This window comes from Pseudomonas sp. AC242 (assembly GCF_979258655.1).
The window spans coordinates 3,800,441-3,823,616 of sequence record NZ_OZ409873.1 but is presented as its reverse complement, the minus strand read 5'-3'; the positions used below and the strand labels follow the sequence as shown (position 1 = coordinate 3,823,616).

Below are 23,176 nucleotides of genomic sequence, written 5' to 3'. Positions count from 1 at the left end.
TCCGGTATGAATTTCCCCTGTAGGAGTTGCCGAAGGCTGCTACAGAGGTAGACCTATCAGATTTACAGATTTTTTGTGTATCACCAAGTCAGAGCGAGATTGGATGTGAGCAAGCGAGCCTATAACTTCTGCGCCGGTCCTGCGGCGCTTCCTGAAGCTGTCCTGCAGCGCGCCCAGGGTGAACTCCTTGATTGGCATGGCAAGGGTCTGTCGGTCATGGAAATGAGCCATCGCAGCGATGAGTTCGTGTCCATCGCCACCCAGGCCGAGCAGGATCTGCGTGACCTGCTGAATATCCCGTCGAACTATAAAGTGCTGTTTCTGCAAGGTGGCGCCAGCCAGCAATTCGCGCAGATCCCACTGAACCTGCTGCCTGAAGGCGGTTCTGCCGACTATATCGACACCGGTATCTGGTCGCAGAAAGCCATCGAAGAAGCTTCGCGCTACGGCCACGTCAATGTTGCCGCCACCGCCAAGCCATACGACTATTTCGCTATCCCGGGCCAGAACGAGTGGAAGCTGTCGAAAGACGCCGCTTATGTTCACTACGCGCCGAACGAAACCATCGGTGGTCTGGAATTCCAGTGGATTCCTGAAGTCGGTGATGTACCGCTGGTAGCCGACATGTCTTCGGACATCCTCTCGCGCCCGGTCGATATCTCGCGTTTCGGCATGATCTACGCCGGCGCACAGAAAAACATCGGCCCGAGCGGTATTGTGGTCAACATCATCCGCGAAGACCTGCTCGGCAAGGCGCGCGCGCTGTGCCCGACCATGCTCGACTACAAAGTCGCAGCGGATAACGGCTCGATGTACAACACCCCGCCGACCCTGGCCTGGTACCTGTCCGGCCTGGTGTTCCAGTGGCTGAAAGAGCAGGGCGGTGTCGAAGCGATCGCCAAGCTCAACGACGTCAAACAGCGCACGCTGTACGACTTCATCGACGCCAGCGGCCTCTACAGCAACCCGATCAACAAGTCGGATCGCTCGTGGATGAACGTGCCGTTCCGTCTGGCCGATGATCGTCTGGACAAGCCGTTCCTCGTCGGTGCCGAAGAGCGCGGCTTGCTCAATCTGAAGGGCCACCGCTCCGTGGGCGGCATGCGCGCCTCCATCTACAACGCCGTCGACATCACCGCGGTTAATGCGCTGGTGGCGTACATGGCTGAATTCGAGAAGGAACACGGCTGATGTCCGAGCAAGAACTCAAGGCACTGCGCGTTCGCATTGACGCTCTGGACACCAAAGTCATGGAGCTGATCAGTGAGCGTGCGCGTTGCGCCCAGGAAGTCGCGCGAGTAAAGATGGCCTCGCTGGCCGAAGGCGAAGTGCCGGTGTTCTATCGTCCTGAGCGCGAAGCTCAGGTGCTCAAGCGGGTGATGGAGCGCAATCAGGGGCCGCTGGGCAACGAAGAGATGGCGCGGTTGTTCCGTGAAATCATGTCGTCGTGCCTGGCGCTGGAGCAGCCACTGAAAGTGGCTTATCTCGGTCCTGAAGGCACCTTCACCCAAGCCGCAGCGATGAAACACTTCGGTCACGCGGTGATCAGCAAGCCGATGGCGGCGATCGACGAAGTGTTTCGTGAGGTGGCGGCCGGTGCGGTGAATTTTGGCGTGGTGCCGGTGGAAAACTCCACCGAAGGCGCGGTCAACCACACGCTGGACAGCTTCCTCGAGCACGACATGGTGATCTGTGGCGAAGTCGAGCTGCGCATTCACCATCACCTGTTGGTCGGTGAAAATACCAAGACCGACAGCATCAGCCGCATCTATTCCCACGCGCAATCGCTGGCCCAGTGCCGCAAGTGGCTGGACGCGCATTACCCGAATGTCGAGCGCGTGGCGGTGTCGAGCAACGCCGAAGCGGCCAAGCGGGTTAAAGGCGAGTGGAATTCGGCGGCGATTGCCGGCGACATGGCGGCAGGGCTGTATGGCCTGACGCGTCTGGCCGAGAAGATCGAAGACCGTCCCGACAACTCGACGCGCTTCCTGATGATCGGTAACCAGGAAGTGCCGCCGACCGGCGACGACAAGACTTCGATCATCGTGTCGATGAGCAACAAGCCCGGCGCGCTCCATGAGTTGCTGGTGCCGTTCCACGACAACGGGATCGACCTGACCCGTATCGAAACCCGTCCGTCGCGCAGTGGCAAATGGACCTACGTGTTCTTCATCGACTTCGTCGGCCATCACCGTGATCCGTTGATCAAAGGTGTATTGGAAAAGATCAGTCAGGAAGCAGTAGCACTCAAAGTGCTGGGTTCCTACCCGAAAGCAGTTCTCTAAGGGGCGGTAGCAAATGAGTGGCAACTTCCTCGCTCTGGCACAGCCGGGCGTGCAACAACTTTCGCCGTACGTTCCGGGCAAGCCTGTGGACGAACTGGCGCGCGAGCTGGACCTGGATCCGGCAAAAATCGTCAAACTGGCGAGCAACGAAAACCCGCTGGGTGCCAGTCCGAAAGCCTTGGCGGCGATCCGCGAAGAGCTGGCCGAGTTGACGCGTTACCCGGACGGCAACGGTTTCGCGCTGAAATCCCTGCTGGCCGAGCAATGCCGCGTCGAGCTGAATCAGGTCACGCTGGGCAACGGTTCCAACGACATTCTTGAACTGGTCGCGCGCGCCTATCTGGCGCCGGGTCTGAATGCCGTGTTCAGTGAGCACGCTTTCGCTGTGTACCCGATTGCCACCCAGGCAGTCGGCGCCCAAGCCAAAGTGGTGCCGGCGAAAGATTGGGGGCATGACCTGCCTGCAATGCTCGCGGCCATCGATGCCAACACCCGCGTGGTGTTTATCGCCAACCCGAACAACCCGACCGGTACCTGGTTCGGTGCTGAAGCGCTGGACGAGTTCCTGCAGGACGTTCCGGAGCATGTGCTGGTGGTGCTGGACGAGGCTTACATCGAGTACGCCGAAGGCAGCGATCTGCCGGACGGTCTGGATTTCCTCGCCGCTTACCCGAATCTGCTGGTCTCGCGCACCTTCTCCAAAGCCTATGGCCTGGCGGCATTGCGCGTTGGCTACGGTCTGTCGACTGCGGTTGTGGCTGACGTGCTGAACCGCGTTCGCCAGCCGTTCAACGTCAACAGTCTGGCCCTCGCGGCAGCCTGCGCAGCGCTGAAGGATGAGGAATATCTGGCGCAAAGCCGTCAGCTCAATGAGTCGGGTATGCAGCAGTTGCAGGCCGGCTTCCGTGAGCTGGGGCTGAGCTGGATCGAATCCAAAGGCAATTTCATCTGCGTCGACCTCGGTCAGGTCGCGGCTCCGGTGTTCCAGGGCTTGCTGCGCGAAGGCGTGATCGTGCGTCCGGTAGCCAACTACGGCATGCCGAACCACCTGCGGGTGACCATCGGTCTGCCGGCGGAAAACAGCCGCTTCCTCGAAGCGCTGCGCAAGGTTCTGGCTCGTGGGTGATGTCACTGCACTGCAATCTGCTGCACCTATGATCGGTCGCCTTGTGGTGGTCGGTCTGGGGTTGATCGGTGGTTCGTTTGCCAAAGGCTTGCGTGAAAGCGGTATCTGCCGCGAAGTGGTCGGGGTCGATCTCGACCCGCAGTCGCGCAAGTTGGCGGTTGAGTTAGGCGTTGTGGATCGCTGTGAAGATGACTTGGCAACCGCATGCCAGGGCGCTGACGTGATTCAGTTGGCGGTGCCGATTCTGGCCATGGAGAAAGTGCTCGCGCGGTTGGCGAACATGGATCTGGGCTCGGCGATTCTGACCGATGTCGGCAGCGCCAAAGGCAATGTGGTGCGCGCGGCGACCGAAGCGTTTGGCGCTATGCCGCCGCGATTCGTACCGGCTCATCCGATTGCCGGTTCCGAGCAGAGCGGGGTGGAAGCCTCCAATGCCGAACTGTTCCGTCGCCACAAAGTGATTCTCACGCCGCTTGAGCAAACCGATCCGGCGGCGCTGGCTGTGGTTGATCGTCTGTGGCGCGAATTGGGCGCCGACGTCGAGCACATGCAGGTCGAGCGTCACGATGAAGTGCTGGCCGCGACCAGTCATCTGCCGCATCTGCTGGCCTTCGGTCTGGTCGATTCGTTGGCCAAGCGCAATGAAAATCTTGAGATCTTCCGTTACGCTGCGGGCGGTTTCCGCGATTTCACAAGAATCGCCGGAAGCGACCCGGTGATGTGGCACGACATCTTCCTCGCCAACCGCGAGGCTGTCCTGCGCACACTCGATACATTTCGCAGCGACCTCGACGCCTTGCGCGACGCGGTCGATGCAGGGGATGGGCACCAATTGTTGGGCGTTTTCACTCGCGCCCGGGTTGCCCGCGAGCATTTCAGTAAAATCCTGGCCCGCAGGGCCTATGTGGACGCTATGAATTCCAACGATCTGATCTTCCTGGCTCAACCTGGTGGCCGCCTGTCCGGTCGGATTCGCGTACCGGGTGACAAATCGATTTCCCACCGCTCGATCATGCTCGGCTCGCTGGCCGAAGGCGTCACTGAAGTCGAAGGCTTCCTTGAGGGTGAAGACGCCCTGGCGACCTTGCAGGCATTTCGCGACATGGGCGTGGTCATCGAAGGCCCGCACCACGGCCGCGTGACCATCCACGGTGTCGGCCTGCACGGCTTGAAGCCGGCGCCCGGCCCGATCTATCTGGGCAACTCCGGTACCTCGATGCGTCTGCTGTCCGGCCTGTTGGCGGCGCAGAACTTCGACAGCGTTTTGACTGGCGACGCCTCGCTGTCCAAGCGTCCGATGAATCGCGTGGCCAATCCACTGCGCGAAATGGGCGCCGTGATTGAAACTGCTGCTGAAGGTCGTCCGCCGATGACCATTCGTGGCGGACACAAGCTCAAAGGCCTGACTTACACCATGCCGATGGCCAGTGCTCAGGTGAAGTCCTGCCTGCTGCTCGCCGGTCTGTACGCTGAAGGCAAGACCACCGTGACCGAGCCGGCTCCGACTCGCGACCACACCGAGCGCATGCTGCGTGGTTTCGGTTATCCGGTGAGCGTTGATGGCGCTACGGCCTCGGTCGAGTCCGGCGGCAAACTGACTGCGACCCACATTGAAGTGCCCGGCGACATCTCGTCGTCAGCGTTCTTCCTGGTCGCGGCCTCGATCGCCGAAGGTTCCGAGCTGGTGCTTGAGCACGTCGGCATCAACCCGACCCGCACTGGCGTGATCGACATCCTGCGCCTGATGGGCGCGGACATCACTCTGGAAAACCAGCGTGAAGTCGGCGGCGAGCCGGTGGCTGACCTGCGCGTGCGAGCAGCTAAACTCAAAGGTATCGAGATTCCTGAAGCGCTGGTTCCACTGGCGATCGACGAATTCCCGGTGTTGTTCGTCGCCGCAGCCTGTGCCGAAGGGCGCACCGTGCTGACCGGTGCCGAAGAGCTGCGGGTCAAGGAATCGGATCGCATTCAGGTCATGGCAGACGGTTTGCTGGCGCTGGGTGTCAAGTGCCAGCCGACTCCGGACGGCATCATCATCGACGGCGGCCAGATTGGCGGCGGCGAAGTGCATGGTCATGGCGATCACCGTATCGCGATGGCATTCAGTGTGGCGTCGCTGCGCGCTACTGCACCGATCCGCATCCATGATTGCGCCAACGTCGCGACGTCGTTCCCGAACTTCCTCGCACTGTGCGGGCAGGTCGGTATTCGTGTGGCACAAGAGGCTCAGTCGTGAAATACATTGCACCGGTCATCACCATTGATGGGCCAAGCGGCTCGGGCAAAGGCACCGTAGCCGGGATTCTGGCCAAGCGTCTGGGCTGGAACCTGCTGGATTCCGGTGCGTTGTACCGCTTGCTGGCATTTGCTGCGCACAACCACGGTGTGGATCTGACCAATGAAGAGCTGCTGAAGAAACTCGCCGCTCATCTGGATGTTCAGTTCATTGCGGCGACCGATGGTCAGTTGCAACGGATCATTCTGGAAGGCGACGAAGTCAGCGATGTCATTCGCACCGAAAGCGTCGGTTCCGGCGCTTCGCAAGTGGCGGCATTGCCGGCCGTACGCGAGGCACTGCTGCAGCGCCAGCGTGCTTTTCAGGAGGCGCCGGGTCTGGTGGCCGATGGTCGCGACATGGGCACGGTGGTTTTTCCTGATGCGCCGCTGAAGATTTTCCTGACCGCCAGTGCCGAGGAGAGGGCGCGCCGTCGATATTTGCAGTTGAAGGGCAAAGTCGAGGGTGTTAGTCTGTCGAGTCTGCTAGATGAGATCCGTGCACGCGACGAGCGTGACACCCAGCGAGCGGTAGCCCCGCTTAAGCCGGCGGCTGACGCCATACAGCTGGATTCCACGGAGTTGTCCATCGATCAGGTGCTTGAACGCATCATGAGCGAGATCGCCATTCGCGATATCGCCGGGTGACCAAGAAGGCGGCAGGGGACCAGTCATAGTCCTGCAGCGCTTCTTTTTAATGAAACTAACCCACACCGTCTGGGGTGTGGAGATGGGCGTATCCTTCGCCCTCATTTACAGGAATTAAAATGAGCGAAAGCTTTGCGGAACTCTTTGAAGAAAGCCTAAAAACCCTGAACCTTCAGGCAGGCTCCATCATCACCGGTGTTATCGTTGATATCGATTACCAGGCTCGCTGGGTAACCGTTCACGCTGGCCTGAAGTCTGAAGCACTCATCCCGCTTGAGCAGTTCTACAACGACGCTGGCGATCTGACTATCAATGTCGGTGACGAAGTTCACGTTGCTCTGGACTCGGTTGAAGACGGTTTCGGTGAAACCAAGCTGTCCCGTGAAAAAGCCAAGCGCGCTGAGTGCTGGATCGTTCTGGAAGCGGCCTTCGCAGCTGAGGAAGTGGTCAAGGGCGTTATCAACGGTAAGGTTAAAGGCGGCTTCACTGTCGACGTTAACGGCATCCGTGCGTTCCTGCCAGGTTCCCTGGTTGACGTCCGTCCAGTGCGCGACACCACGCACCTGGAAGGCAAAGAGCTGGAATTCAAGGTCATCAAGCTGGATCAGAAGCGCAACAACGTTGTCGTTTCCCGTCGCAGCGTCCTGGAAGCCGAGAACTCCGCCGAGCGTGAAGCTCTGCTGGAATCCCTGCAGGAAGGCCAGCAAGTCAAAGGTATCGTCAAAAACCTCACCGATTACGGCGCATTCGTCGATCTGGGTGGCGTGGACGGCCTGCTGCACATCACCGACATGGCCTGGAAGCGCATCAAGCATCCTTCCGAGATCGTCAACGTTGGTGACGAAATCGACGTCAAGGTTCTGAAATACGATCGCGAACGCAACCGTGTTTCCCTGGGCCTGAAGCAACTGGGCGAAGATCCATGGGTTGCTATCAAAGCCCGTTACCCAGAAAGCACTCGCGTTACCGCTCGTGTAACCAACCTGACCGACTACGGCTGCTTCGCTGAGCTGGAAGAAGGCGTTGAAGGTCTGGTACACGTTTCGGAAATGGACTGGACCAACAAGAACATCCACCCTTCGAAAGTCGTACAAGTCGGCGACGAAGTGGAAGTTATGGTTCTGGACATCGACGAAGAGCGTCGTCGTATCTCCCTGGGCATCAAGCAGTGCAAATCTAACCCATGGGAAGATTTCTCTGGCCAGTTCAACAAGGGCGATAAAATCTCCGGCACCATCAAGTCGATCACCGATTTCGGTATCTTCATTGGTCTGGACGGCGGCATCGACGGTCTGGTTCACCTGTCCGACATCTCCTGGAACGAAGTTGGCGAAGAAGCTGTTCGTCGTTTCAAGAAGGGCGACGAGCTGGACACCGTTATCCTGTCGGTTGACCCAGAGCGCGAGCGCATCTCCCTGGGTATCAAGCAACTGGAAAGCGATCCGTTCTCCGAGTACGTTCAAGAGAACGACAAAGGCGCCATCGTTAAAGGCACTGTGAAAGAAGTTGACGCCAAAGGCGCCATCATCGTTCTGGCCGACGATATCGAAGCGACTCTGAAAGCCTCCGAAATCAGCCGTGACCGCGTTGAAGACGCGCGCAACGTTCTGAAAGAAGGCCAGGAAGTAGAAGCCAAGATCATCAGCGTTGACCGCAAGAGCCGCGTGATCCAGCTCTCCATCAAGTCGAAAGACGATGCTGAAGAGAAAGAAGCTATCCAAAGCCTGAAGGCTGAAGAAGCTCCTGTTGGCGACACCACCATGGCGCAACTGCTGCGCAATGCAATGGCCAAACAGAACTAAGTTCTGCTTGATCATTAAAAAGGGCGACTTCGGTCGCCCTTTTTTGTGCCTGCGATTTGGTGCTTCCAGGTTTTCGCGAGTGTTTCGGTGAAACCAATTCCACTTCGGGCTGGTCTGTTTCTTTAATCGGATCAATCGTCTATTCACGTCTAAGCTTGGTCTTAAGCGTGTAGTCGTCGGGCAGTTGCCTGGCATAAGGAAGTGGATGAACAAGTTTATTGTCCTCATGGCTGTACTGGTTCTGGCTGGCTGTACGACCAGTGCCAAGACCCATGCTGTGCGTGGTGTCAGTGGTATAGAGGTCGACTGCTCTGGGTTGGGTTCTGGCTGGGAGAAATGTCAGAAGCGTGCGGCAAAGGAGTGCAAGGGGGCGGGGTACAAGGTGATCACCCGATCGGATGATGCCAAGGATGAAGATGAGTTTCCTTTTGGCTTCAATCCGGCGGGCTACGTGACGCGAACCATGCTGGTGATATGTCGTTAAGCATGCCGTGCCCTGTTTGTTGCTGTGATGCCCTGAAAACGGGCGTTTCGACGCGGTGGAAGATATGTCAATCCCTGGGCTGTTCAAAATCTTCCGGGCGTGCTAAAACCTTTCAAGCGCTGATCTAGCTGCTTGAAAAAGAAGGGAAAAATATGACGAAGTCGGAGTTGATCGAACGAATTGTCACCCATCAAGGGCTGCTCTCATCCAAGGATGTGGAGCTGGCCATCAAGACCATGCTTGAGCAAATGTCCCAATGCCTTGCCACCGGTGATCGCATCGAGATCCGTGGGTTTGGCAGTTTCTCCCTGCACTACCGTGCGCCGCGCGTCGGTCGTAACCCGAAGACCGGCCAATCCGTCAGTCTTGACGGTAAATTCGTTCCGCATTTCAAGCCGGGCAAAGAGTTGCGTGATCGGGTGAATGAGGAAGAGGAGGAGGGGGTTTGACAGTCGCTATCTCTCAAGGGGTTCCTCATGCGTAACCTTAAGCGCATATTTCTTGGCGTTTTTATTCTTTTACTGATTCTGGTGGTTCTAGCGTTTGTGCTCGAAAACCAGCAATCGGTATCGTTATTGTTTCTAGGTTTGAGCGGGCCGCAGTTGCCAATTTCACTGATCGTAGTCTTGGCGTTGCTGATTGGTATGTTGATGGGGCCAGTGCTCGGTTGGTTTTTGGGGCGCTCCTCCAGAGCGGCGCGCAAACGCCTTGTCTGAAAGCGGCAGGTGCAGGGCGTCTGTCGAAATTGCGCCTCTCCCTGTTTATATCCATTAGTAAAACGTTCGTTAAGCTGTAAAATGCAGCCCTTGTTCGACAATGCTTTATTGCGCGTCGATTCAGACTGACTTTGACGGAAGCCTCATGTTTGGTGGCTTCTGCATTCATGGATTAGACAGTGCTCGTTGATGGCGCTGTCCGCAGCTCAAGGGTATGGTTCCGCGTGAAAATTCTAGTAACCGGCGGCGCCGGGTTTATCGGCTCGGCAGTCATCCGTCACATCATCGCCAACACCACCGATTCTGTCGTTAACGTCGATAAACTGACTTACGCCGGCAATCTGGAGTCGCTGGCCGAGGTTAGTCAAGACGAGCGTTACGCATTCGAACGCGTTGATATCTGTGATCGCGAGCAGGTTGATCGTGTTCTGCGTGAGCACCAGCCGGATGCGATCATGCATCTTGCCGCTGAGTCCCATGTTGATCGCTCGATCTCGGGCCCGTCCGAGTTCATTCAGACCAACATCATCGGTACTTACACTTTGCTCGAGTCCGCACGCCACTATTGGTCGGCGCTGGACGATACCCGCAAGAGCAACTTCCGCTTCCACCATATCTCCACTGACGAAGTGTATGGTGATCTTGAAGGCCCGGAAGATCTGTTCACCGAGACTACGCCTTACCAGCCAAGCTCGCCATACTCGGCCAGCAAGGCCAGTTCCGATCACCTGGTTCGTGCCTGGGCTCGCACCTATGGTTTGCCAACACTGGTCACCAATTGCTCGAACAACTACGGCCCTTGCCACTTCCCCGAGAAACTGATCCCGCTCATCATTCTCAATGCGCTGGAAGGCAAGCCGCTGCCGGTTTACGGCAAAGGTAATCAGGTTCGCGACTGGCTTTATGTAGAAGACCATGCTCGTGCGCTGTACAAGGTCGTGACCGAGGGTGTTATCGGCGAGACCTACAACATTGGTGGTCATAACGAAAAGCAGAACATCGAAGTGGTCCATACACTTTGCGCCCTGCTTGACGAACTGCGTCCGGATTCTGCACATCGCCCGCATGCCAGTCTGATCACCTATGTCCAGGATCGCCCGGGCCATGATCAGCGTTACGCAATCGATGCCAGCAAGATCCAGCGTGAGCTGGGCTGGACGCCTGAAGAAACCTTCGAAACGGGTATTCGCAAGACCGTCGAGTGGTATCTGACCAACACCGAATGGGTAGAGCACGTGAAGAGCGGCAGCTACCAGCAGTGGATCGATCAGAACTACGCGGATCGATCGAACAAGGCATGAAGATCCTTCTTCTAGGAAAGGATGGTCAGGTGGGATGGGAGTTGCAACGCTCCCTCCGGCCGCTTGGCGAATTGATCGCACTGGGTCGGCATGGCGTTGACGGGTTGTCTGGTGACTTGACCGACTTGGCGGCCTTGCGCGAGACAATCCGCAAGGTCCAGCCTGACGTGATCGTCAATGCGGCAGCTTACAATGCCGTCGACACTGCCGAGTCCGAGCCAGATCAGGCTAATCTGGTGAATGCGCAAGCTATCCAGGTTCTCGCCGACGAAGCTCGTGAAGTGGGTGCCTGGTTGGTCCACTACTCGACTGATTACGTGTTTGACGGTCAGGGGCAAGTGCCCTGGCTGGAAGGCGACGAGCCGCAGCCGCTGAATCGCTACGGCGAAAGCAAGTTGGCAGGGGAGCGCGCCGTCCAGGCCTCCGGTTGCCGTTACTTGCTGTTTCGTACCAGTTGGGTTTACAGCGCTCGTGGCGGCAACTTCGCCAAGACCATGCTGCGTCTGGGTAAAGAGCGCGAAAAGCTCAATGTCATCGTTGATCAGGTAGGAGCGCCGACAGGTGCCGATCTGATTGCGGATATAACCGCACTGGCACTGCAGCAAGCGCTCAAGCGCCCGGAGCTGTCCGGTTTGTATCATCTGGCGGCCGCTGGGGAAGTGTCATGGTACGGCTATGCTTGTCATGTGCTGGATTTTGCCAAGGCCAATGGCGAGTCGCTTGCCGTACAGGCAATTGAACCCATTGAGGCAACGGCTTATCCAACTGCCGCACGTCGACCGTTGAACTCGCGCTTGAATACACAAAAGCTGCGCGACAATTTTTCTCTACACTTGCCGGATTGGCAAAGTGGTGTAACTCGAATGCTTAGGGAAGTTCTGAACAAATGACCACCAATAATCGTAAAGGCATCATCCTCGCCGGCGGTTCGGGCACTCGCCTGCATCCGCTGACCCTCGGCGTGTCGAAGCAGATGCTGCCGATTTACGACAAACCGATGATTTTCTACCCGCTTTCGGTACTGATGCTTGCCGGCATGCGCGAGATCCTGATCATCTCCACGCCGGAAGATCTGCCGAACTTCCGCAAATTGCTGGGTGATGGCAGCCTTTACGGTATCGAGCTGACTTATGCCGAGCAGCCTAGCCCGGATGGACTTGCACAAGCGTTCATCATCGGTGAAGAGTTCATCGGCAAGGACCCTTGCTGCCTGATCCTGGGTGACAACATCTTCTACGGCCAGCACTTCTCGGACAATCTGCGCTCCGCCAACGAGCAGAAGAGTGGCGCCACTGTGTTTGGTTATCACGTTTCCGATCCGGAGCGTTTTGGCGTGGTCGAGTTCGACGCGACAGGCCGTGCCCTGAGCATCGAAGAAAAGCCGTTGAAGCCGAAATCCAACTACGCGGTGACCGGTCTGTATTTCTACGATAACGAGGTCGTGGAAATCGCCAAGAATATCAAGCCGTCGGAGCGAGGCGAGCTGGAAATCACTGATGTGAACAGCGCCTACCTCAATAAGAAGTCGCTGAATGTCGAAATGCTCGGCCGTGGCTTCGCGTGGCTGGATACCGGTACCCATGACTCCTTGTTGGAAGCGAGTCACTTCGTTCACACCATCGAGCAGCGTCAAGGCTTGAAAGTAGCGTGCCTCGAAGAAATTGCTTACCACAATGGCTGGATAACAGCAGAGCAGCTGGGTTCTCAGGCAAATGCCTTGAAGAAAACCGGTTACGGTCAGTACCTGCAAAAACTGCTGGACTCGCCTTCTCGCTGATTCGAAAGCCTCGCGCTTTCAATCGGTGGGTTCAATCGCTGCTAGCAGGAATGGCATGCCAGTAAAACATCCCAAGATTGCGGTTTTGCTGGCTGCCTACAATGGCATGCAGTGGATCGAGGAGCAGGTAGCCTCGATCCTCGGTCAGCAGTCCGTCGATGTCACTATTCATATCAGCGTTGATTTGTCCGATGACGGCACCGAGGCCTGGTGCAAAGCTCTCGGAGAGGTCGACAGTCGCGTGATTCTTTTGCCTCCTGCCGGGCGTTTTGGTGGTGCGGCGCGCAATTTTTTTCGTTTGATTCGAGATGTTGATCTGCACGATTACGATGCTGTGTCGTTTGCAGATCAGGATGATATCTGGGAGTCCGACAAGCTGCTGCGCGCTACACAAGCCATTACCTCGCACGGAGTCGATGCCTACTCCAGCAATGTCACGGCTTTCTGGCCGGATGGCAAGACGATCCTGCTCGACAAGAGTCAGCCGCAAGTTGCCTGGGACTTTCTGTTCGAGGCGGCGGGGCCTGGCTGTACTTACGTGTTGAGCCCCGCGCTTGCCCGGTCACTGCGCCAACAGGTCATTCAGGATTGGGAGCAACTGCAGCAAGTCAGTTTGCATGACTGGTATTGCTATGCGTTCGCTCGCAGCCATGGCTTCAAATGGTTCATCGATTCGCGGCCGAGCATGCTTTATCGGCAGCATGAGAGTAACCAGGTAGGCGCCAATACCGGGTTGACATCACTGTTTCAACGCTATGTCACCATCCATGAAGGCTGGTGGTTCAAGCAAGTTCAGGCCATCGCGCTGCTTGTCGGGGCGGATAAAAATCCCTTCGTCAGCAGTTGGCTGCCTCTGCGGCGGCGTGATTTGCTGCGGTTATCCGTCAGGGGCGGGCAGTGCCGTCGGCGGCCGCGTGACAAGTTTCTGTTTTTTTTCGTCTGCTGGCTGACTGCTGTCGTTGGCAGGAAGTCCTGATCGAGGCTGGAGCGGGTTTTGCGATTTTGCTTCGCCTGCTCGAAGCCCAACAACCGGAGATGAAAGTTCTCTATAATCGCCCGCTTCATGAAGGGAACGAATGGAGCCGATACCGTCGAAGCACTGGATATGATTCCTCAGGCTTCCGACCGGCGTTTTAATTGCAGTGGAGCATACAGTGTCAAGCCCCTTATCAGCGGATTCCGCGAACTCCGGCCTGAGTGTCGATACAGTCGAAGTGCCGGAGCTGGATGAGTCTGTCGCGATATTGCTGTGCTCGTATAACGGAGAGCGATTTCTTTCCGAGCAATTGAGCTCCATTGAGCAGCAGCAACATGCGCAGTGGCGTCTGTTCGTCTCAGATGACGGATCGTCCGACTCAACACTGGAGATTCTCAAGTCGTTTCAGGCGCGTATGGGGGAGCAGAAAGTGACGTTGCTTTCCGGCCCTCGAACGGGGTTCGCCGACAACTTCATGTCGGTGACCTGTCTGGAAAATATCAGTGCTGATTTTTACGCATGGTCCGACCAGGATGATGTCTGGGCGGCCGATAAGCTCAGCGCTGCGTTGACGCGGCTACGTCAGGTACCCGTTGGCGTTCCTGCGCTGTATGCCTCCCGGACGACGGTGGTCAATGAGTCCGGTGTCGAAGTGGGGATGACCCCCGGATATTGCCGCGACTTCAGCTTCCCCAATGCGCTCGTACAGAATGTCGCCGCCGGAAACACGATGGTTTTCAATCGCGCGGCGCATGAGCTATTGAAGGCGGGGCCGGCTCGGGGCATTGTCGCCCATGACTGGTGGGCCTATATGCTGGTGACCGGTGCCGGCGGGCAGTTTCATTTCGATCAGGTGCCGCATCTTTTCTATCGGCAGCACGAAACGAATTCGATAGGCGCCAATGCGGGGTTCATGGCCGCCCTGACGCGTATCCGAAAAATGTTTCAGGGACGTTTGCGGCGCTGGATCGATCAGAACATCGACCACCTGGAGGTGGTTGAACATCTTCTAACCGAACAGAACCGCAAGGTGCTGAGCCGGTTCAAGAGCGCTCGCAATCGGGGCTTGGTTGGACGCATCACCGGGATATGGCGCTCGGGTATTTACCGCCAGACGCTCCTTGGAAATCTGGGGCTTGCAGTAGCGATCATTTTCAAAGGAATTTGATGATGAATGTTGTGAAAAGGGTTTGAAAATGATTTTTTTTGAGGTCGCAGGTTAATGCAGAAGTTTTCAGCGGCGCCTGGCGTCATGTTCTCCAGTGTCTGGCGCAATCGCGCACTTATCGTTGCTTTGATCAAGCGCGAAGTCATCGGTCGCTACCGCGGCTCCTTTATGGGCATTCTCTGGTCGTTCTTCAATCCGATCGTGATGCTGGCGATCTACACATTCGTGTTCAGCTTCATCTTCAATTCACGCTGGGCGGGGGCTGGTGATTCAAAAGCCGAGTTCGCGTTGATCCTGTTCGCCGGCCTGATGGTTTTCAACCTGTTCGCAGAGTGTGTCACCCGCGCGCCCAATCTGATCATTTCAAATGCCAACTACGTGAAGAAGGTCGTGTTTCCGCTGGAAATACTGCCGTGCGTAATCGCCGGCTCTTCCTTGTTCCATGCGTTGGTCAGCCTGATTGTGTGGTTGCTGGCTTACTGCGTGTTTTTTGGCATGCCGCCGCTCACATTGTTTTACCTGCCGCTGGTCATAGCGCCTCTGGTGCTGATCATCCTGGGTCTGTCATGGGGGTTGGCCGCCATCGGTGTTTACATGCGAGATGTCGCGCATTTCATTGGCCTGGTGACCAGCGGTCTGATGTTTCTCGCGCCGATTTTCTACCCTGCGACGGCAGTGCCGGAGGAGTATCGGCATCTGCTTTTGCTCAACCCGCTCACCGTGGCCGTGGAGAACGTGAGGGCCGTACTGTTTTTCGGGCAGCAGCCTGATTGGCAGGCGCTCGGCATCTACGCATGCATAGCGATTGCAGTGGCTTACCTGGGGTTTGCCTTCTTCCAGAAGACTAGAAAGGGGTTCGCCGATGTCCTCTGAAATCGCGATCAAGCTGCAGAATGTCAGCAAGTGTTATCACATTTACGATAAGCCTCGCGATCGCCTCATGCAGATGGTCGCTGGTCAGCGCAAACAATACTATCGAGAGTTCTGGGCACTCAGGGACGTCTCGTTCGAAATCAAGAAAGGCGAGACTGTCGGTATTGTCGGCCGTAACGGCAGCGGCAAGTCGACATTGCTCCAGGTCATCTGCGGTACGTTGAACCAGACCGTCGGTGATGTTCAGACTCTGGGCCGGATCGGCGCACTGCTTGAGCTCGGCTCCGGATTCAACCCGGAGTTCACCGGGCACGAGAACGTCTACATGAACGCCGCGATTCTCGGCCTCAGTCGTGCGGAAGTGGATGAGCGCTACGACGACATTGCGGCATTTGCCGACATTGGCGAGTTCATCCATCAGCCGGTCAAGACGTATTCCAGCGGCATGATCGTGCGTCTGGCGTTTGCCGTTCAGGCGATGGTCGACCCGGACATCCTGATTGTCGATGAGGCGCTGGCGGTCGGTGATGAGCGCTTCCAGCGCAAGTGTTTCGCCAGGCTCGATGAGTTGAAGGCGAAGGGCACTTCGATTCTGTTCGTCTCCCACTCGGGACCGCAGGTTGTCGAGCTGTGTGATCGGGCGATTTTGATGGAGCGCGGCGAGCGCGTCTGTACCGGATCGCCGATGGAGGTGGTGCGGGCTTATCAAAAGCTGATCTACGCACCAGCCGAAGAGCAGCCTCGATTGATCGAGGAATTCCGCGCAATTGGTACGGACAAGATTGCTGTCGAAACGACCCCGCTGGAAGCTGAGCAGGATGCTCCGGCGCAAGACCAGTACTTCGATGCCGGAATGGTGCCTGAGTCGACTACGGTCTACCCCGAACAAGGTGCTCGAATCGACGCGTTCGAGGTGTTCGACAAAGAAGGACGTCGTTGTAATGTCCTGAAGGCCGGCGGCGAATACGATATCGTCATGCGGGGCAACCTCACTGACGCGGTTTCGCGGGTTTTCTTTGCGATGCATATCCGCACGGTGTCGGGCGTCGTGATTACCGGTCAGCGTTTCCCCGATGAAGGGAAATATTTTGACTGTGAAGGCGCTGAGCGCGAGTTTCGAGTCACGTTCAGCTGCAAGATGGTGATGCTCCCCGGCGTATACTTCGTCGGTGGGGGCGTGTGGTCGGAGAGCGAGCCAACCCTGTGCCATCGGATTCTGGATGCTTCGATGTTCAGGGTGGTGTCGGATCAGGGGGCGAGGTCGTTTGGTTATATGGATGTTTCCGTAGACGAACCGGCGCTTGAACTGCTCTAAAAACTTGATCTGCTGAGGGAGAATCAGTCGTTCAGATGCCTCGGGACAGGGATGTTCGAATGGATGAGGAGGCCGGGTATGGGCCCCGATATAGCGTGAATATCGGCAAGATTTCCCTTTGCATAAAAATCAATGAGAATTGAGAAAAAAGTAATGACGAGTAGTGATGACCAGCGCTTGCTGGACTATTTTTCCTGGAATAGCTGCGTCTCGGATGAGCGGAAGTTGTTCTACGTGGCCACTCCAAAGGTGGCGTGCACCTCCGTGAAATGGTGGTTTGCAGAGCTTGAGGGCGTTGTTCAGGCCGTCCAGCAAGCGAAAAGCAGTTCGGAAACAGATCCGGAATTGGCCATTCATGACACGTTGCTCGCCGTCGCCCCAGGATTGTTCGTCAGATCCCCCGAGCGACTTGCTCAGATAAAGGCCGATGGGTACTTTAGCTTTGCGCTGGTGAGAAATCCCTACAAACGGATTTTTTCTGCCTGGCAATCGAAAATACTGCTGCGCGAGCCGTTGCAGATTGTTCCTTATGAAGGGCAGGATTTCGTCGAGTACCCGATTGAACTCATGTCAGATGTGGCGGGGGCTTTCGAGTGTTTTCTCGAATATCTGTACGTCCACGAGCGCGACGATTTCAAGGATTGTCATTGGACGCCTCAGTACGATTTGCTCCAGCCTGCACTTTTCCCCTACAGCGCCGTCTCAAAAATAGAAGATACTGCGGCGCTTGATGCTGCGCTGCGCGCTCACCTCGCAGAGGCATATGTAAGTCCGTTTACGACTGCTCGCGCGAACGAGAGCATGATTCCCTATCTGCCGGAATTCATCAGCCCGCGATCCGAGGAGCTGATTAAAGAACTTTATTCCAAGGATTTTGAGGAATATGGCTATTCAAAAGTCATTCCGCCTGCGAAGGAAAGTTTCTCGCAAGAGCAGTTGACGGTGGCGCTGAAGGGGATTGAGCTTTTACGCGGCAGGCATCAACGCATGGGTGAAATGCGCCAATGTTTGAACGAACAGATGGCTGACCTGCTGAAGGATAAAGAGTGGCTTGTCGGAGATCGCGACACTTGGGCTGCTTTCGCCAAGAGCAAAGAAGAGCAGATATATGCTATTGAGGCGCACTGTAGTGCTCAAGAGGCCGATAGGATTGCCAGAGACGCACAATATGGTGATCTAGAGGCCAAAATGGTCGCTAAAGAGGCACAATATAATGACCTGGAGGTCCACAGGCTCGCTCAACAAGCTCAACTTGAAGCGTTGCGCTCTGAATGCGAAAATCTCGTAATTGAGCTGGACCAGTCGAAGAAAGAAGCGAGCCAGTTGAAGGTGGATCTCGAACTTTCCCAAGCGGAGTTGCGCAAGGCATTGCGTGTAACTAATGAGCGTAACGGAGCGTAAAGTGGCGAAAGTTTCAGTTGTTCTTACCTCCTATAACCATGAAAAGTTTATAGGGCAGGCAATCGATTCTGTGATCAATCAGACGTTTACTGATTGGGAGCTGATTATTGTAGATGACGTTTCGCCAGATGGTTCGTGGGCCGTTATCGAAAGCTACAATGACCCAAGAATCATCAAGGTTCAGAACGATAGAACTCGCCGTTATATCTATAACATTAATCGTGCTATCGAATCGCAAAGTACCGGTGAATATATTGCCATTCACCACTCGGATGATGCTTGGGAACTGGGCAAGCTGGAAAAGCAAGTGGCCGTGCTGGAAGCAAATCCCGGCATAGGCGCGGTATTTTCGCATGTTCAATGCATTGACGAGAATAACCAGCCACTCGTCGTCGAATGGTTCAATCAGCCGAACAAGCCGCGGACGGCCTGGTTGCGTTCGCTGTTCTTCAACGAAAACCAGTTGTGTCACCCAAGTGCGCTGGTCAGACGCAGTGCCTATGAACAGGCGGGTCTCTATAGAAGCGCGCATGCGCAAACAGACGATGCCGAAATGTGGACACGGTTACTGAAGATTTTCGATATCCATGTTGTTCAAGAGCGACTGACTCTACACCGTATCTTCTCGGATCAATCCAACGAGAGTGGGGATCGGCCGGACAGGCGGGCCCGGATGTGGCTGGAATGGTACTTTCAAAAGAAAAACTACATTGGCATGTCGCTGGCCGACATACTTGAAGCGTTTCCCGAAAGTGTAAAGTGGGTAACGCCAAAAGGGGCTAATAGTGGATACTTGCTGGCAATGTTCGCAATCCAGATCGGCGGTTGCCCTGGCACCCGGCTGTTTGGTGTCGAACTACTGTATCAGTTGATGAACAATAGCGAGGAGAGGGCGGAGATCGAAGCTATTCACGGCTTCAACTACCTGGATTTCATCGCGCTCACGGGTCAGGAAGAATTTTTCAACCCGGCAGCATTGGCGCCCGTAGTGCCGAGTCGCATCGTCAGCAATCCACTGCGGCGCTTTGCCGGTAAGGTAGTGCGCAGGCTAAGCAGCTGGTAACAGGGCATCTTCCAGGATAACTGACCGAGCCAGTGTTTCGCTTCTGAATGGGGCGGAGTGCTGGTTTTATGGTACGCAAAAGTAATCAGTGATGATTGGGCAGTGAGAGTGAAGGTCGATCTGAAGATATTGAGTGGTGTCCTTTTTTTCGCCTTGATTGCGATAGGAGTGTTGTCCTTCGCTCGCTGGACAGGAGTCGGCAAGGTAGTTGAATTGCCCGTACCGGTCGAACCTACGGTCGTTCTTCCGCAAGGGGTGGATGTGGCCGTGACGAGCGCGGGGGTCACCCTGGAAGTACAAGCGTGTGACATCGAAAAGTTGGGGGATGAGTTTTTCCTGCATCTTTATCCAGCGAATGCCGCGAGCGCAGGCCCGGAAGGATTCATCAATCAGCAGTTCAATCTGAAGGCCTTGACGCCAGTCCAAACCAAAAAGCAGGAAGGTCCCGGCTCTTGTCATTACCGCATAGAGTTCGCGCCGATGGCCATTACACGCGTCGCGCTAGGTCAGTTCAGGGCACCGGAAGGACGTTGCTGTGACATATTGTGGACTAAAGAAGTGAAACTTGATGAATAACCCTCAAGCAACAGGCGCTGTACAGAATGTCCATCGTTCCTTTGGCCTGGATGTTTGTCGGACCATTGCCTGCCTGCTTGTTGTTTTCGGACATATGCTCGGGCACTCGGCACCGCATCCAGTATTGGCCGGATTTGCATTTCTGGCGACTTTCGGTGTGGACTTGTTCTTTTGTCTGAGTGGTTTTCTTATCGGCAGGATTCTGCTAAAAGAGGCGGCGCATTGGCGCGAACAAAAGATTGCGGGATTGACAGAGTTTTGGTATCGCCGCTGGATGAGGACTTTGCCGCTCTATATTTTCTTCTTTTTTGTTTCGTTGCGATTTGACTGGGCGGGCGCCACGACATTCGCCGAGCAGTTTCACTACTTGGTGTTTGCGCAGAACTTTGCATGGAGCATGACGGATTTCTACCGTCTATCCTGGAGCCTGGCAGTTGAAGAGTGGTTTTACTACACCTTTCCGCTTGTTATGTTGTTGATGATCGGGCTGGGCGCAGGCGTAAAGAGCGCAGCAGCGATCGTTATTCTGGTCTTTATAGTGGCGCCTTTTCTTGCGCGTATCGGATTGCCAATTCAGTCAGTGCGATATGACGATGCACGTTATGTAGTGTTGTACCGCCTTGATGCCATTGGTTTCGGGGTATTGATCGCTTATCTCTACACTTGGCACCGCCCGATCTTTGAATGTCTGGCCAAATTTTGGTATGTGCCATTTACATTCGCTGTCGGATTGATTGTCCTGACTCGACAAGGGATGCCATGGACTGCTGGTAGCAAGCTGGAGCAATCATTGTTTTTCACGTGGTCAGCGATATTTTTCGCCACGTTAATACCTGCATTTTTCAGTCTGAGTGCTTCGCGCCTTAATATTGTAAATCGCTTCGTGAAATATACCAGCCTGATTTCCTATTCAATTTATCTCGGCCATATTTTCGCTTTTATATTGGTAATAAATGTTTTGAATCGATATGGGTTGCACGAGCGTATTTACGATAATCCGTGGCTGGCCTACCCGATTTTCATTGTATGCGTTTACGCGCTCGCTCATCTGACATACACATTCGTTGAGAAGCCGTTCTTGCGGTTGCGTGATGTTAATAGCTTGTCGGTATTCAAGTTTTTCAAAAGTCTTCAGCGTTTTGGCGCAGGGAAGTAATTATATTATGTCGAACTCTGCGCAGATTGATGCTCTTCCAAGCGCCGATCCGGTTGAAATGGCGAATCGATACGAACCGATAAATGGATCGAGTGGTGGTCCTCAGCAAGCTGACGTCCTTGTCGTCAGCAGTGCGAGCGCTACGCTCACCGATTTTTCGAATCTGTATCGATCCCTTCTGGGGCAGACATTCCAGTCCTGGAAATGGCTGATTTGCTTTGAAGGTGGCACGGCGCCGCAATTTGCCGATGAGTTCTTGCAAGCTATAGCCGTTGATAAGCGTGTGCAGGTACTTGATCGTACAGAGTGCTCTTATGCGAATGACGTTTGGGCATTTCCTGAATATGTAGTTCTGGCTGATGCAGCAACAGCGTTTGATCCGACATTTATCGAGAAGGGTATCTGGTTTCTAGAGTCCAACCCTGAGTTCGCTTTTTGCAACTCCTTCGGCACGATAACGGGAGAGCAGCGCGTGCCAGTACGGCACAGCTTGAGTCAAGGCAAATATTACCTCGAGCACCCTCATCCCAAAGTCAGAGGCATTGTGGTTCGCAAGTCGGTCATCTTGCAGATGTCTGAAGAAGTAGCGCCTCTCGTCGACGGCAGAGATCCAACATCGTTTCTCGCTCGCCTGGCGGATGCGGGTCATTGGGGTTTTACCATTGCAGAGTTTCTGCAGACCTTTAGCAAAGTATCGTCGCGACAAGACCTTGACGATTCACCCTCACTGCCGCTCAAGCCTGTTCCTAGCCCTCAGCGTCGTTATCCCTCTGCCTATGAAACATTGCCCGAGGGCGTTGTATTCAATAATCCGCTGAAAGGCAACGTGCGCGGTAGAAGGGTCATGTTTTTACTGCCGTGGATGGTTGAGGGCGGGGCTGATCGCGTCAATATTGATCTCATTCAAGGGCTCGTTGCGGGCGGCGCCGATGTAACGGTATGCGCTACCCTTGAGGCTGATCATCGGTGGCAGGACAAGTTTGCGGAGTGGACGGCGGATATCTTCATTCTGCCGAATATTCTTTCGCTGTCAGATTTTCCAAGGTTCCTCTTGTATCTCATTGCCTCCAGACAGATCGACACTGTATTGGTAGCCGGGAGTACGCTGGGTTATCAGCTTCTTCCTTACTTGCGCACGCAGGCGCCAGCGACGACGTTCCTGGACTTGAGTCATACCGAGGAAATGCACTGGCTCAACGGCGGGCATCCGCGATTTGGCGTCGGTTATCAGGATGCGCTGGACATGAACGTGGTCAGTACTCGCCATCTGTCCGAGTGGATGGTGGAGCGCAATGCTGATGCCGGGAAAGTTCGTGTCATGTACACGGGAATCAAATCGCACCCGGTATCGCTTTCGCAAACTCAGCGAGCTGAAAAACAGCGTGGTCTAGGCCTTGATGAACAGGCCTTTACCATCATTTTTGCGGGGCGCATGTGTGACCAGAAGCGACCGCTGAAGCTGGCTGAAATCCTCAACGGTTTGAAACAGGCTGGCATTCGCTTCAATGCATTGATCATCGGTGAGGGCGAATTACGTCCCGCGTTCGAGGCATCAATCAAGCAGTATGGCTTGGGTGCAGAAGTTCATGTAATTGGTGCGAAACCGCATGCTGAGTGGCTCTCATTGCTGGCGATTTCCGATGTGTTGCTAATGCCTTCGGAATACGAGGGAATCTCGGTCGCTCTTCTTGAGTCAATGGCTGCAGGCGTTGTGCCGGTGGTCGCCGATGTTGGTGGACAGGATGAGCTGGTGGGGGAGGAAACCGGGTATCTGGTCCCGCACGGCGAAGACGAGGTCAGTCGCTATGTTGACGTATTGAAGGTGCTGTCGAAAGATCCGGCGATGCGTGAGCGAAAGGCGCAGGCGTGCCGGCAGTTGATCGAGGCTCATTACACTGCAGCCGCGACCAATCGTCAGTGGTTGCAGATCTTGGATGAGGCTCAAGCCAACAGGGCGCAGTCACCCCAACCGTTCATGGCGGCAGGGCTCGCGAGAGAGCTGGCGACGACTGCGCTGGAGAACCGTCGTGTGACATCTTATCTGGATTATCTCTACTCTACGCATTGCCTGACAAATGATGCGCAGACCGAGGTTCCAGTCAAGTCCGGAATTCTACGGTTGTTAATTTCACAAGTTCGCCAATATCCATTTACTAAATACTTGCTGAAAAACCCATTGATTAAAAAGGTTGCGCAAAAGTTGAAAGTGTTGGTTTCTTGACGCTTTGTCGCTTT

21 protein-coding genes are annotated in these 23,176 nt (G+C 55.4%); all 21 read left to right on the top strand.

The features are described 5' to 3' along the window. Positions 1-105: 105 nt before the first annotated feature. The 21 genes from serC to ACZZ0A_RS17015 all read left to right on the top strand — a co-directional run bounded on the left by serC (position 106) and on the right by ACZZ0A_RS17015 (position 23,162). On the top strand, positions 106-1,191 hold the full coding sequence (gene serC / locus ACZZ0A_RS17115; protein ID WP_007908403.1) for a 3-phosphoserine/phosphohydroxythreonine transaminase: 1,086 nt from the start codon (positions 106-108) through the stop codon (positions 1,189-1,191). After that, positions 1,191-2,285, top strand: coding sequence for a prephenate dehydratase (gene pheA, locus ACZZ0A_RS17110; protein WP_007908404.1), 1,095 nt, complete (start codon positions 1,191-1,193; stop codon positions 2,283-2,285). Before serC ends, pheA begins: the two co-directional genes overlap by 1 nt. 13 nt (positions 2,286-2,298) lie before the next feature. Beyond that, complete coding sequence (hisC, locus tag ACZZ0A_RS17105; RefSeq protein WP_007908418.1) at positions 2,299-3,411, top strand: histidinol-phosphate transaminase; 1,113 nt, start codon at positions 2,299-2,301, stop codon at positions 3,409-3,411. 28 nt (positions 3,412-3,439) lie between these two features. After that, positions 3,440-5,647 (top strand): bifunctional prephenate dehydrogenase/3-phosphoshikimate 1-carboxyvinyltransferase, encoded by a 2,208-nt coding sequence (locus ACZZ0A_RS17100; protein ID WP_463544101.1) that lies wholly within the window; start codon positions 3,440-3,442, stop codon positions 5,645-5,647. Beyond that, positions 5,644-6,333, top strand: coding sequence for a (d)CMP kinase (cmk, locus tag ACZZ0A_RS17095; RefSeq protein ID WP_007908422.1), 690 nt, complete (start codon positions 5,644-5,646; stop codon positions 6,331-6,333). The genes ACZZ0A_RS17100 and cmk overlap by 4 nt, the downstream gene beginning before the upstream one ends. Before the next feature lie 119 nt (positions 6,334-6,452). After that, entirely contained in the window at positions 6,453-8,135 is a 1,683-nt protein-coding gene (gene rpsA / locus ACZZ0A_RS17090; RefSeq protein WP_186620528.1) for a 30S ribosomal protein S1, read from the top strand. A 205-nt stretch (positions 8,136-8,340) separates the two neighbouring features. Continuing rightward, entirely contained in the window at positions 8,341-8,619 is a 279-nt protein-coding gene (locus tag ACZZ0A_RS17085; protein WP_007908433.1) for a hypothetical protein, read from the top strand. A 152-nt stretch (positions 8,620-8,771) separates the two neighbouring features. Beyond that, positions 8,772-9,068 (top strand): integration host factor subunit beta, encoded by a 297-nt coding sequence (ihfB, locus tag ACZZ0A_RS17080; protein WP_003189779.1) that lies wholly within the window; start codon positions 8,772-8,774, stop codon positions 9,066-9,068. A gap of 27 nt (positions 9,069-9,095) precedes the next feature. After that, positions 9,096-9,335, top strand: coding sequence for a LapA family protein (locus ACZZ0A_RS17075; protein ID WP_123375504.1), 240 nt, complete (start codon positions 9,096-9,098; stop codon positions 9,333-9,335). Between the two features lie 224 nt (positions 9,336-9,559). Then, positions 9,560-10,636 carry a dTDP-glucose 4,6-dehydratase gene (rfbB, locus tag ACZZ0A_RS17070; RefSeq protein WP_176472320.1) on the top strand — a complete coding sequence of 359 codons (1,077 nt, stop codon included), beginning with the start codon at positions 9,560-9,562 and terminating at the stop codon, positions 10,634-10,636. Next, positions 10,633-11,526 (top strand): dTDP-4-dehydrorhamnose reductase, encoded by an 894-nt coding sequence (gene rfbD, locus ACZZ0A_RS17065; protein WP_007908452.1) that lies wholly within the window; start codon positions 10,633-10,635, stop codon positions 11,524-11,526. Before rfbB ends, rfbD begins: the two co-directional genes overlap by 4 nt. Beyond that, on the top strand, positions 11,523-12,413 hold the full coding sequence (gene rfbA / locus ACZZ0A_RS17060; RefSeq protein WP_007908453.1) for a glucose-1-phosphate thymidylyltransferase RfbA: 891 nt from the start codon (positions 11,523-11,525) through the stop codon (positions 12,411-12,413). Before rfbD ends, rfbA begins: the two co-directional genes overlap by 4 nt. Positions 12,414-12,468: 55 nt before the next feature. Then, positions 12,469-13,389, top strand: a complete 921-nt coding sequence (locus ACZZ0A_RS17055) for a glycosyltransferase (RefSeq protein ID WP_414916842.1) — start codon at positions 12,469-12,471, stop codon at positions 13,387-13,389. 178 nt (positions 13,390-13,567) lie between these two features. Then, positions 13,568-14,557, top strand: coding sequence for a glycosyltransferase family 2 protein (locus tag ACZZ0A_RS17050; RefSeq protein WP_463543494.1), 990 nt, complete (start codon positions 13,568-13,570; stop codon positions 14,555-14,557). 54 nt (positions 14,558-14,611) lie between these two features. Then, positions 14,612-15,430 carry an ABC transporter permease gene (locus ACZZ0A_RS17045; RefSeq protein WP_007908460.1) on the top strand — a complete coding sequence of 273 codons (819 nt, stop codon included), beginning with the start codon at positions 14,612-14,614 and terminating at the stop codon, positions 15,428-15,430. Beyond that, complete coding sequence (locus ACZZ0A_RS17040; RefSeq protein WP_123375507.1) at positions 15,420-16,745, top strand: ABC transporter ATP-binding protein; 1,326 nt, start codon at positions 15,420-15,422, stop codon at positions 16,743-16,745. Before ACZZ0A_RS17045 ends, ACZZ0A_RS17040 begins: the two co-directional genes overlap by 11 nt. Before the next feature lie 153 nt (positions 16,746-16,898). After that, complete coding sequence (locus ACZZ0A_RS17035; RefSeq protein WP_463543493.1) at positions 16,899-18,146, top strand: sulfotransferase family 2 domain-containing protein; 1,248 nt, start codon at positions 16,899-16,901, stop codon at positions 18,144-18,146. A gap of 1 nt (position 18,147) precedes the next feature. Continuing rightward, positions 18,148-19,209, top strand: a complete 1,062-nt coding sequence (locus ACZZ0A_RS17030; protein WP_463543492.1) for a glycosyltransferase family 2 protein — start codon at positions 18,148-18,150, stop codon at positions 19,207-19,209. A 57-nt stretch (positions 19,210-19,266) separates the two neighbouring features. Then, a complete protein-coding gene (locus tag ACZZ0A_RS17025) occupies positions 19,267-19,785 on the top strand; it encodes a hypothetical protein (protein ID WP_463543491.1) in 519 nt (172 codons plus the stop codon). Next, a complete protein-coding gene (locus ACZZ0A_RS17020; protein ID WP_177321048.1) occupies positions 19,778-20,941 on the top strand; it encodes an acyltransferase family protein in 1,164 nt (387 codons plus the stop codon). The genes ACZZ0A_RS17025 and ACZZ0A_RS17020 overlap by 8 nt, the downstream gene beginning before the upstream one ends. A gap of 7 nt (positions 20,942-20,948) precedes the next feature. Beyond that, a complete protein-coding gene (locus tag ACZZ0A_RS17015) occupies positions 20,949-23,162 on the top strand; it encodes a glycosyltransferase (protein WP_238539522.1) in 2,214 nt (737 codons plus the stop codon). The last annotated feature ends 14 nt before the right edge of the window (positions 23,163-23,176 follow it).